8 protein-coding genes and 3 tRNA genes are annotated in these 12,380 nt (G+C 34.1%); 6 read left to right on the top strand and 5 right to left on the bottom strand.

Annotation, left to right across the window (positions count from 1 at the left end):
* Window positions 1-5: 5 nt before the first annotated feature.
* The 5 genes from proS to rpsT all read left to right on the top strand — a co-directional run bounded on the left by proS (window position 6) and on the right by rpsT (window position 2,170).
* A complete protein-coding gene (proS, locus tag C8P67_RS04595) occupies window positions 6-1,484 on the top strand; it encodes a proline--tRNA ligase (protein ID WP_115810840.1) in 1,479 nt (492 codons plus the stop codon).
* A 96-nt stretch (window positions 1,485-1,580) separates the two neighbouring features.
* A tRNA-Glu gene (locus C8P67_RS04590) sits at window positions 1,581-1,652 on the top strand.
* A gap of 41 nt (window positions 1,653-1,693) precedes the next feature.
* Window positions 1,694-1,765, top strand: a tRNA-Glu gene (locus C8P67_RS04585).
* Between the two features lie 44 nt (window positions 1,766-1,809).
* Window positions 1,810-1,881, top strand: a tRNA-Glu gene (locus C8P67_RS04580).
* Between the two features lie 37 nt (window positions 1,882-1,918).
* Entirely contained in the window at window positions 1,919-2,170 is a 252-nt protein-coding gene (rpsT, locus tag C8P67_RS04575; RefSeq protein WP_115810838.1) for a 30S ribosomal protein S20, read from the top strand.
* Window positions 2,171-2,244: 74 nt separating this feature from the next.
* On the opposite strand, the gene C8P67_RS04570 is transcribed toward rpsT, so the two are convergent.
* Window positions 2,245-2,634, bottom strand: coding sequence for a response regulator (locus C8P67_RS04570; RefSeq protein WP_115810836.1), 390 nt, complete (start codon window positions 2,632-2,634; stop codon window positions 2,245-2,247).
* 1 nt (window position 2,635) lies between these two features.
* Window positions 2,636-4,348, bottom strand: coding sequence for a PAS domain-containing sensor histidine kinase (locus C8P67_RS04565; protein WP_115810835.1), 1,713 nt, complete (start codon window positions 4,346-4,348; stop codon window positions 2,636-2,638).
* Window positions 4,349-4,520: 172 nt separating this feature from the next.
* On the opposite strand from C8P67_RS04565, the gene typA reads away from it, so the two are divergent.
* The gene (typA, locus tag C8P67_RS04560; RefSeq protein ID WP_115810833.1) at window positions 4,521-6,317 is read left to right on the top strand and encodes a translational GTPase TypA; all 1,797 of its coding nucleotides are present in this window, start codon (window positions 4,521-4,523) and stop codon (window positions 6,315-6,317) included.
* A gap of 79 nt (window positions 6,318-6,396) precedes the next feature.
* Here the strand turns inward: typA and C8P67_RS04555 are convergent, their stop codons facing one another.
* The 3 genes from C8P67_RS04555 to C8P67_RS04545 form a co-directional block, all read right to left on the bottom strand.
* On the bottom strand, window positions 6,397-7,317 hold the full coding sequence (locus tag C8P67_RS04555) for an alpha/beta hydrolase (RefSeq protein WP_115810832.1): 921 nt from the start codon (window positions 7,315-7,317) through the stop codon (window positions 6,397-6,399).
* A gap of 22 nt (window positions 7,318-7,339) precedes the next feature.
* Window positions 7,340-7,759: a DUF2141 domain-containing protein gene (locus C8P67_RS04550; protein WP_115810831.1), complete on the bottom strand. Its 420-nt coding sequence runs from the start codon at window positions 7,757-7,759 to the stop codon at window positions 7,340-7,342.
* Window positions 7,760-7,891: 132 nt separating this feature from the next.
* Window positions 7,892-12,373 (bottom strand): T9SS type B sorting domain-containing protein, encoded by a 4,482-nt coding sequence (locus C8P67_RS04545; RefSeq protein ID WP_115810829.1) that lies wholly within the window; start codon window positions 12,371-12,373, stop codon window positions 7,892-7,894.
* Window positions 12,374-12,380 lie beyond the last annotated feature (7 nt).

The raw sequence follows: 12,380 nt of genomic DNA, 5'->3' as shown, positions 1-12,380 counted from the left end.
TCAAAATGAGCAAGAACCTTACAACAAGAGCAGAAGATTATTCAAAATGGTACAATGAGTTGGTTGTTAAGGCCGATTTAGCAGAAAATTCAGGAGTTAGAGGGTGTATGGTAATAAAGCCTTACGGGTATGCTATATGGGAAAAAATGCAGGCAGAACTTGACAGAATGTTTAAAGAAACTGGACATCAAAATGCTTATTTTCCTTTGTTTGTTCCAAAAAGTATGTTCGAAGCAGAAGAAAAAAATGCAGAAGGTTTTGCAAAAGAATGCGCTATTGTAACTCATTATAGATTAAAGAATGATCCTGATAAACCAGGTAAATTAATGGTAGATCCAAATGCAAAGCTGGAAGAGGAATTAATTGTCCGCCCAACGAGTGAAGCGATTATCTGGTCTACATATAAAGGATGGGTGCAGTCTTATAGAGACTTACCTTTGTTGATAAATCAATGGGCAAATGTTGTTCGCTGGGAAATGAGAACCCGATTGTTCTTGAGAACAGCTGAGTTTTTGTGGCAGGAAGGGCATACCGCACATGCTACAAAAGCAGAAGCAATAGAAGAATCTGAGAAAATGATGAATGTCTATGCTGATTTTGTGGAGAATTTCATGGCTATTCCGGTTATAAAAGGATTGAAAACAGAAACAGAGCGTTTTGCCGGTGCTGATGAAACGTATTGTATCGAAGCCTTGATGCAGGATGGAAAAGCGCTGCAGGCAGGAACGTCACACTTTTTGGGGCAGAATTTTGCAAAAGCTTTTGATGTAAAGTTTGCTAATGCCGAAGGTAAGCAGGAACATGTCTGGGGAACATCTTGGGGAGTCTCAACCCGATTGATGGGGGCGCTTGTAATGACTCATTCTGATGATCAGGGATTGGTATTGCCTCCAAATTTAGCTCCGATACAGGTTGTTATTGTTCCTATATATAAGAGTGATGAACAATTGGATGCAATTTCAAATGAAGTTGATGTTTTGGTAAAAGCTTTGAGAAAATTAAATATCTCGGTCAAATTTGATAACAGAACAACTCAAAAACCAGGATTTAAATTTGCTGAATGGGAATTAAAAGGCGTTCCGGTTCGAATTGCTGTAGGTCCAAAAGATTTAGAAAACGGAACTTTTGAAGTAGCAAGAAGAGATATTTTGACAAAAGAAGTTGTTTCCAAAGGTGAAATCACAACTTATATTGGCGATTTATTGGAGCAGATTCAAGAAGATTTATTCGAAAAAGCATTAAATTACAGAAATACGCATATTACTGAAGTGAATAGTTTTGATGAGTTTAAAGAGGTTCTTGATGGTGAAGGAGGCTTTGTTTCAGCACATTGGGATGGAACCGCTGCTACAGAAGAGAAGATTAAAGAATTGACCAAAGCAACCATTAGATGTGTGCCTTTGGATAGGGTAGAACAAGCGGGAAGCTGTGTGTTTACTGGGGAACCTTCTGTTGGAAGGGTGCTGTTTGCTAAGGCATATTAAAAAAAAATAATTTTTTTTGCATCAGCTATTGTGCTTCTCGAAAATAGATGTATCTTTGCATCCGCGTTACAGAAGTAAGGCGTTTTACAGAAGTAGGGTCCGTTCGTCTATCGGTTAGGACGCCAGGTTTTCATCCTGGTAAGGGGGGTTCGATTCCCCCACGGACTACAAGAAGTATTTAGATTGAAATTCTGAGAATAAAAAACAATGGTCCGTTCGTCTATCGGTTAGGACGCCAGGTTTTCATCCTGGTAAGGGGGGTTCGATTCCCCCACGGACTACAAATTTTTTTGATCTAGAATATTCCAGAACTTAGAAGGATAATGGTCCGTTCGTCTAGGGGTTAGGACGCCAGAATTTCATTCTGGTAACAGGGGTTCGATTCCCTTACGGACTACTAAAAAATGAAATAATTAAGATAAAAAGATAACAAAATGGCAAATCATAAGTCAGCTCTAAAAAGAATTAGAAGTAACGAAAAGAGAAGAGTATTAAATAGATACCAACATAAAACTACTCGTAATGCTATTAAAGCATTAAGAATTGCAACTGATAAATCTGATGCTACTGCTAAATTGTCAAGTGTAATTTCAATGATTGATAAATTAGCTAAGAAAAACATCATTCATGATAACAAAGCTTCAAACTTGAAGTCTAAGTTAACTAAGCATGTTGCTAAATTGTAAGTAATATAATTTATATAAAAAAAAAGCTCCTTCATCAAGGGGCTTTTTTTATATCTTTATTTTTTTTTGGTGAATTAGATAATTGTTTTTAAATAACCTAGCATTTCAACACTGATGGGTTTAGAGAGGAATTCGATAACATTGGGGTATGTTTTTGATTTTTTGATATCCTCCGGATCTATTGTCGAAGTTAAGATAATGACTTTTGTATTGTTTAAATGGTAATAATTAGAGTTGTTGAATAGGTCAAGAAATTCCCAGCCTCCCATTACCGGCATGTTTAAGTCTAAAAAGAGTAACTGAGGTTTAGTGTCTTCGGTTTGTATATTGTCAATAAATGTAATGGCTTCCTGGCCATTGTAAGCGTATATTATTTCTTTTGCAAAAGCGGCCTTTTGTACTACTTTTTTAAATAACATTAATGTGATTGGATCATCGTCAATGCACATGATTAATTCTAACATATTATAGAGATTTAAATGTCAGCATGAATTCGGTTCCTTTTTCGACTTCGCTATTAATACTTATTGTACCATCCATAGTTTCTATTTGTGATTTGACTAAAAATAAACCTAAGCCTTTGCTGTCTGGGTAATCATGAAATCTTTGATAGAGTCCAAATATTTTGTTTTTATGTCTTTCTAGGTTAATTCCAATGCCATTGTCTCTGAAATGAATTGTAATTATATGATTTGTTTCTGAAATCGTAATGTCAATAATTAAATCCCTGTTTTTTGATCTGAATTTAAGAGAATTGGTGAATAAATTAAGTAAGATGCTTTCAATGTAGACTTTGTTTGTATTTATTTTTGAAACATTTCCGTAGTCGATGTTTAATTTTGGTTTTGTAGATTCAATGCTTAAATTTAACTGGCTTAGAATGTTTTTAAAAATATCTTTTATCTGTAACTCTTCATTCTGCATAGCTGGGCTGTCCTTTATTGTGATTGCTTTGGCTAAATCATTTACGGTTTCGTTTAATAAATGAGTAGATATTGTGAAACCGTTTATGATTTCTTTTAATTCACTATTTTCAATTGTAACATCATCCATTAAGTTTAATAAACCTGTTAGATTTGATAATGGAGCCCGTAAGTTATGTGATGTGATATAGGAAAATTGTTTTAAATCCTTATTGTTTCGGGTTAATTCGGCAATTAGTATTTCTTTTTCTTTCTCTAATTTTTTTTCTTCTGTAATGTCTCTTTGTATGGAAATCCAGTGAGAAAGATCCTGTTCAAGGTTGTAAATTGGTATAAATGAAAGGCTTACCCAGTATTCAGAATGATCCTTTTTGTAGAGAATGATTTCTGTAAAGCATTCTTCTCTATTTTTTATAGCTTGGGTTAATTTCTCAATTTCCTGAGTATTTGAATTTTTTCCCATAAAAAAAATAGGTGACTTTCCTATGATTTCAAAATGATCATACCCAGACATTTTGCTAAAAGCTGGATTGGCGAAAACTATTTTAGGAATTTGAAATTCATCAGAAGTGGCTTGAGTGATAATAATGGAATCGCGAGCTTCTGTAAAGACTGTTTCAAGTAATTTTAGTCTGTTTTCTTCTTCTTTTTGTTTTGTAATATCTTGTATTGCCCCAATCATTCGAACGGCTTTTCCGTTTTCGTCTTTTAGAATAAAACCTCTGTCTAGTACATATTTATAGGTGTTATCAGCACATTTGAAACGATATTGATCCTGCCATTTTTCGGTTTTCTGTTCCAGAAAAGAATAAAGTTTGATAGACATTTTTATACTGTCTTCAGGATGTATATTGTCAAACCACCATTTAGAATTATTGGTTATCTGATCTTGGCTGTACCCATATATTCCCTTGATGCCTTTGTTCCAGGTAAGTTTGTCTTCGGGTATTTTCCAATCCCAGATTGTATCGCTGGTCGCTTTTGCAACGATATCATATTTTTCGTTAGATTCTTTTAACTTTTCGTTAGTCTGTTTTAGTTTTTTGTATGTTTCGGTATTTCTTTTGTAGTTTTTGTGTAAAACATATCTAAAGAGAAGGCCGGTAGTTATTATGAAAAGAATGTCTTTAATGAAACCAAAATTATAAGCATTTAAATAAGAAGAATAATGTTTTGCCAATTTATAGCTAATAATAGCAATAAATAATGCTGCGATTATATAGGTTAAAGTTATTTGGTTTGTTTTGTTTTTCATTAATCAAATATAATTATTTAATGTTTAATTTAAAACTACTTTTTAAATAAATTCTGACACTATTTGTTTGATGCTGTATTAATTACTTATATGTAAACAAATTATCAAAGTATTGTATAAAAGTTTTTTATATAAAAATAAAGTGTACCTTTGCACCCATTAAAAATCACAGATGGAAGCTATTAGAAACATTGCAATTATTGCCCACGTCGATCACGGTAAAACAACTTTGGTTGATAAAATTATGTATCACTGTCAGTTATTTCGTGACAACGAGAACACAGGTGACTTAATCCTTGATAACAACGACCTAGAGCGCGAAAGAGGTATTACTATTACCTCAAAGAATGTTTCGGTTCAATATAAAGGTACAAAAATCAATATTATTGACACTCCAGGCCACGCCGATTTTGGAGGTGAAGTAGAACGTGTATTGAACATGGCTGATGGTGTTTGTCTTTTGGTGGATGCTTTTGAAGGGCCAATGCCACAAACGCGTTTTGTATTACAAAAAGCTATCGATTTAGGATTGAAACCATGTGTGGTTATCAATAAAGTAGATAAAGAAAACTGTACTCCTGAAGAAGTTCACGAAAAAGTTTTTGACTTAATGTTCGAATTAGGTGCTCAAGAATGGCAATTGGATTTCCCAACTGTTTACGGTTCAGCTAAAAATAACTGGATGTCTGACCACTGGGAAAACCAAACACAAAATATTGAGCCTTTATTGGATATGGTTATTGAGAATGTACCAGCTCCAAAAGTATCTGAAGGAACTCCACAAATGTTGATTACATCTTTAGATTTCTCAGCTTTTACAGGCCGTATCGCAATTGGTCGTCTTGAAAGAGGTGTTTTGAAAGAAGGTATGCCAATATCTTTAGTAAAAAGAGATGGTACTGTAACAAAATCAAGAATTAAAGAATTACATACTTTTGAAGGTCTTGGACGTAAAAAAGTTACAGAAGTAATTGCTGGTGATATTTGTGCTGTAGTTGGTGTTGAAGGTTTTGAAATTGGTGATACTATTTCTGATCATGAAAACCCTGAGGGATTAGCATCTATTGCTATTGATGAGCCTACAATGAGTATGTTATTCACTATCAATGACTCACCTTTCTTTGGTAAAGAAGGTAAATTTGTAACTTCTCGCCACATTAGAGAAAGATTGACAAAAGAATTAGAGAAAAACTTAGCTATGAAGTTAGGTGAAACTGATTCTGCAGATAAATTCATGGTTTTTGGCCGTGGTGTACTTCACTTATCTGTTCTTATTGAAACAATGAGAAGAGAAGGTTATGAGTTACAAATTGGACAGCCACAAGTTATCATCAAAGAAATTGATGGTAAAAAATGTGAACCAATTGAGGAATTAACTATCGATTTACCAGAAAACCTTTCAGGTAGAGCAGTTGAATTCGTTACGCTTCGTAAAGGTGAAATGTTGAGCATGGAAACTAAAGGTGAGCGTATGATTATTAAATTTAATATTCCATCTCGTGGAATTATTGGTTTAAGAAATCAATTGCTTACTGCTACTGCTGGTGAAGCGATCATGTCACACCGTTTTATCGGATATGAGCCTTACAAAGGAGAAATTGCAGGACGTAATAAAGGTTCATTGATTTCTATGGAAAAAGGAAAAGCTATTCCTTATTCTATCGATAAATTACAAGATCGTGGTAAGTTTTTCGTTGAACCAAATGCTGAAATCTACGAAGGTCAGGTAATTGGAGAAAACTCTCGTGGTGATGATATGTGTGTAAACGTAACTAAAGAGAAAAAACAATCTAACGTTCGTTCTTCTGGAGCTGATGAAAAAGCGAGAATCATCCCGCCAATCATTTTCTCATTAGAAGAAGCTTTAGAATACATTCAAAAAGATGAATATGTAGAGGTTACTCCAAAATCTATTCGTTTGAGAAAAATCTATTTGACAGAAACTGATAGAAAGAGATTCAAAATCTAATATTTTAAATTTCAATATAAAAAATCCCAAATTCTGGTTCAAAGGAATTTGGGATTTTTATTTTTGTGATGGGATGTTTTTATTTGTTTAATAAAAACACTAAAGGAATATTCAATCTTTTGGCCCAAGCTTCTTCTGAATGATTTTCTCCAGGAAAGAATTTGGTTTCCCAGTTTTTGCTCGTAAAACCTTTTGTTTTAATTACTTCGTCCGCTTTTTCTTGGTAGGGCTTATATAAGGCATCTAATGTCTGGTCGCCATAATCAAAATAGATTTTGTGATCTTTTGAATTGGGAAGATTCATTTTGAGATAATTGATAAAAGCTTCTGGGATAGGATTGTTTGCTATAGAAAATGTTCCTGGCCAATGGGTTGATATGCAGGCAGCTCCTCCGAAAATTTTTGGATATTCGCAAATTGCATACATTGATATTAGACCTCCCATACTTGACCCCGCAATAAAAGTATTCTTTTGATCGATTTTTGTCGAAAAATTTTGATCTATAAATGGTTTTAATTCTTTTACTAAGAATTGGAGGTATAAATCAGAATAGGGTTTGAAAACATTGTCGTTTCTTCCTGCTTTTTGTAATTGGGTATCAATGGTATCTTTTTGAATTTGGGTTAGACTTTCATATGGTTTTTGAGGAAAATACTCTGCATGACGTTTTTGGCCGTTGTTCCAAATACCGACAACAATAAATTTTTTTGTTTTTCCATCAGCTATTAATTTTCCTGCTGTCTGGTCTACTTCCCAGGCCTGTTTGTTCCAAGTGGTTTCGGCATCATACAATGCTTGTCCATCGTTCATATATAAAACAGCATATTTTTCTTTATTGGAATATCCATCAGGAAGCCATACATCTATGTTTCGGGAGTCGATTAATTTTGAATTAAAATTTTCAAAACGCTGGATTTTTCCCGAAGTAACTTTTACTTCTTGAGCGTTTGTATATATAAATGAAAAGATAATTAAGATAACAAATAAGTTTTTTTTCATGTTATGATTTTTAATTTGACTGTTAATGTGCAGTTATCATTTTAATATTCATTTTGGTATCAGCAGATACTATGAATTTTGCATCATGATATTTTGGAGGCCCCATAAATCCTTTTGCATTGTTGGAACAGGCAACAGGTTCTTTAGGCATTCCTATGATGTACTTGTCTAGTTTGCCATTGTTGTTTTCGTCGTGATATACCTTGACGGTATATTCTCCCTTTGGAATATCTGTAAAAGTAATAGACGCTAAATTTGATTTTATTGTAGCTGAATTTTTTTTAAAAGGTGTTTTAAGATAGTTTTCTTTGGAGTTGTACAGTTCGGCAGTCACTATTCCGGTATTGTTTTTCAAACTTGAAACGTTGATAGTAAGGGTTGAGTTTTGAGCCGATCCCAAGCTGCAAATAGATAATAGCATTCCTATAAAAAGCTTTTTCATAGTTATTGATTTATATGTTTAAAATAAGTAAGTTAAATTTATAAGGTAATGGAATTAAAAAGTTATTCATTTTGTAAAAGCCTGTTAAAATGCCAATCAGCAATCAAAGCTGACTTGCATGTTTTAATAGTTTTATCTTTTTAAGCTAAAATGCCCCTTAGCTTCGCGTCCGTTTTCAAGTTTTAGAGTATACCAATAATCATCGGCTGGCATTTGTTTTCCTATGAAGGTGCCATCCCAACCATTGCCTGAAGGGGAAACTTGCTTTAATAATTTTCCATATCGATCGTAAATAAAAATCTGAGCACCGGTATTAAATGTTTCATTAACTCCTTTAATGTTCCAATAATCATTAAAGCCGTCATTATTTGGAGTAAAAAATCTCGGGATTCCGAGTACTGCGATAGTTTTTTTTACGATTCCGCATCCGTTTTTATCATTAATATAGAGATCGTGAATTCCAGAAGAAACATTTTCAAAGTAATTAGATTCTTGAAATGGACCATTAGGTAAATCAATACTGTATTGATATTCTCCTTGCCCTGAAACGTTTGCAGTTACAGTATTAAAATCAGTTAGGTCAGAGATGTTTATAGAGTTTAATTGAGCAATATCCGAAGCAGTGACTGTAATATTTCGTGTTCTGTCGCAGCCTTTTGATGTGGATACTATTACAGCGTACAGCCCTTCTTCATTTACTTCAAGAGTGTAATCGTTTTTGTTTGGAATCGCCGTGCCGTTTTTTAGCCAGACATAATTGTAGTTTGAGATTGAAGTATTGTCTTCAATTCCAGCATTGAGAGTGACAAAAAAACTTGGTAAATTAGAGCAGACTATTTCATTAGCATTTTGACTAACATTGGTGTCAATATTTGGTTTTTGATTCACCAAAAGTGTTATATATGGCCCTAATCCAAAGCAGGCATTATCTAAATTACTTTCTACTCGAACCCAAATATCCTGCTGGTTTGGCGTTGTATTTCTATAGTTTGAAGGGTTTTGAATAACATTTGTTTCTGCCAATGCATCGGCTTCATTGACATAAAATTTTATGGTATAGTTGGAGGTGGGGGAAGGGAGTATATTTTGAATGTCTGTGATTACAGGACTAAAATCAAATGGGGCAATGCCATCTTTATCATCATTTAGAGCATCAACAAAGTCATCGCAGGTTTCAAGAGTTTTTTTGAATGATGAACTTATCTGCGTAGTTGAGACAACTAGATTTAATTGTGCAGCACTAAAACAGCCATTTGAGTTTTCAACCCTTGTCCAAATTGTACTATTAGCACTTGTATAAGCAAATGGATTAGTAATAAGTGTGGCTGTATCTTTTGTATTTGCACCAGCTAAAGAAGTATAATATGTAAAAGTTTCACGGGCATAATCATCCGAAATAAAACTGTTCTTTTCGGTTATATTAAAGTTCGAAATGCCATCTGTATCATCATCACATTGTACAATTGTTATCGGCGAATGTAATACTGGTACAGGAAGAATTGTTAGAACTGCTATATCAGAAGTTAACCCGCAGATATTATTATTTTTGTTTAGCAGAATGCGATATTGATAGCCATTCATCGCAGCGCTCACTTTTGTAATAATTAATACTGAGGTACTAGTTCCAGAATAAATAGTGCTGTTTGCTAATAAATCCCAATTATTTCCTCCATCGGTGGAAAGCTGCCATTTATATCCGTCGGCATTAGATTCAATAGAAAAAGTGGTGTTTTGCAGTTCGCAGATGGATTGATTTTGAGGCTGTGTGGTTATAAGTATTGGCACTGAAATGGTATAATTGTTGTTTGGAGATGTATATCCATCAGTTTTGCTGGTTACGACTCCATTACTGTTAACAGTTAACGGAATATTTCCTAATTGACCGTCAAAATTTGGATCGGTAAAACCAGCTTCGATTACATCATTGCAAAAATCATTGTCACTGTCTATTTCGGTATGATTTTTTATACCATCATCATCTGAATCAGAAACAGTGTAATTTAAAATTCCGCTGTCAGGACTTGTTTCTAAAGAATCAGCCAATCCATTGGAACCAAAAACAGCAGTGTCCAAGATTCCATTTTTATTATTGTCTAATGCATTGCTTCCCGATTCTGCTAAATCGTATATTCCATCATTATCGCTGTCTAAATCCAGATAATCAGCAACGCCATCATTATCTGAATCAATTGGAATTGGTGCAGGCTCAAAAATTTCATCTAACCCATTAAGATTAGAGTCGGTATTTGACAATGCTTTGGGAACACTTTGATTTTCTATAATATCTGGAATTCCGTCATTGTCCGAGTCTAGATCCAATTGATCGGGAACACCATCCTTGTCATTATCAATTGGAATACAGGTTGCTGTAAGCTTGAAAGTTGATTTATTTCCTGCAGTATCTAAAAGGTTTTTATGAGTAATTTTGAAGGATTTAGTTTGATATGATTGAAATGAAAAGTCGCCGCTTCCTGCTAACAGGTCGGTATTTCCGTTGAGTCTGAAACGAATTTCAAAAGAAGAAAACTGGGTAACGCCGCTTTCGTAAATTCCATCATAATTAGTATCTATCAATAATTGATTTGTAGGGTTTAAAACAGTGACAGTTTTGTCTATATCTGAGTTAATAATATACTCTGAATTCGTGTTTAATAAATCGGCTGTATTTGCTGTTGTAACATATTCCAAACTCAGATTTATTGGGGTTGTAAAATTCAAATTATAAGAGACTGAAAATCCTTTTCCTGCTAATACTTCAGTTACAAAACTGCCATCTGAATTTCCTTTAAATGGGACAGGAGCTTTTGGTAAAGTATTATTAAATGTGCCTATAAATGAATTAGAATATGTACCTGCAGTTATAATTCCAGAACTTGGATTGGAGCTGTTTACAGGTTTGTTGCCATAGGATTCCGTACAGTTTAATATTCCGTCATTGTCATAATCAATATCAATATTATCATTGGCTAGATCATTGTCATTATTTATTGGGCATTCACTTACAGGAATTTTATCTGAAAACACATCACTAATACAGCCTGAAATACTTCCTTTTACCTGATAAAATCCAGGTAAAGATGGCGTGTAAGTACCCATTATTGCTGATGGAATTAGTACATCATTTTTGTACCATTGAAAAGTGTCATAAGATGATAGTGTATTTATTTTTAAAGCAACATTTGGAATACAGGAAGAATTATCCAGAGAAATTTTGCTGGAAACAATTTCTGGTTTTAAATCAAAACCAGAATAATAACCTCCATAGGTTGCTGCTCCATTAGTTCCAAAATAAGAAACATACACCTGTTTACTCGATTTTACCGAGATATTTCCAGATAAATTATCGACTGTATATCGCACAAAATTTGGATTTCCAGTAATGCTGATTGGCAAAGAAGTTATTGGGATGTTGTTTAAGGATACAGAAGCGCCAGATTCGGTTACAATATTCAAAACTCCAGTTAAAGCTGTATTACCAATAGACTGTATTTGAGGAATATTATCGACAGTATTGGGGGTTGAGCAGTTTATTGGAGGAACAAAAAATAAGTTTTGGTTGGCTGGAGACTTAGATCCGCCTATACTTTGATAAGCAAATAAATTTTGAGATGCAGTAATGTACATATTGTTATCTATGAATTGGCTTCCGTCTAAGGTAATGTACTCTCCCTTATTTAGAATCTTGTAAGGTGTTGTGCCGCCGTTAAGATAGATTTTGGTTTGATCGGAATGCGCTATCAGTAAAACACGTTCTAATTCATCAGTTCCAACTCCTTTTACAAAAATATATTCCTTTCCTGTTTTTTCTAAGGAAACAATCTGATCAAAGCCAAGATCTCTTCCCGCAGGTCCAGTAACTCCGTTTTCAGTACTTATTTCGGTACTATTACTGCCTCCAAATGAACCAGAATTAACCACGACAGCTTTGTCTGAGGTTACCAATGCCCCAATAATTTTTGAACTGTTGGAAGTACTTTTGTTGTCATTGTAGTTTGCCAATGCAAGTACATAGCTTTCATTTTTATTCAGCGTAAAAGTAATTGGTCCAGAAACAATAGTGCCGTCTAAAAGTTTTGTCCCGTTTTGAAGATTTGAAATGACGACTTTGGTTCCGTTTTCGGTGGCAAGTATTGAGGCAAAGTTTAGTAATGTGACATCAAATAAAGGATTCAGCATAGCTCCTAATCTGAATGTTTTACCTAGTGCACTGTTCCCTTTAGAAACCAACCCTCCTGCATGGTTGTAACCTCCCTTATCATTTCTGGTTGCATTCACCCTGACACTTACATACACCAAATCGTCGGCTTCAATTACATAGCCTTTATTTGTAATGATTCCTGACACTGTCGATGGGGTAAACAGCTGGGTGTGTTCACCTGTACCAATGCTGTATCGAAAGGGATTAGTACTGCTTACCGTTCCATTAATTACATTGCCGCCGTTGGCAATAATTTTAAAGTTTACATTTATGAGACTAGGCGTGGAAATGTATATATATTGATCTTCAATTAATCCCCACGCTGAAATTAATGGAGGTATATAATGAGTTTTGCTAAATTGAGCAAAACAATTTATTGAGAGAAATATAAAAATTACACGTAATGCTTTTTTCATTTTATAA

The organism is Flavobacterium aquicola, from assembly GCF_003385115.1.
GTDB classification, from domain to species: Bacteria; Bacteroidota; Bacteroidia; order Flavobacteriales; family Flavobacteriaceae; genus Flavobacterium; species Flavobacterium aquicola.
The sequence above is the reverse complement of the archived record's forward strand: the minus strand, read 5'-3'. Positions and strand labels throughout refer to the sequence as shown.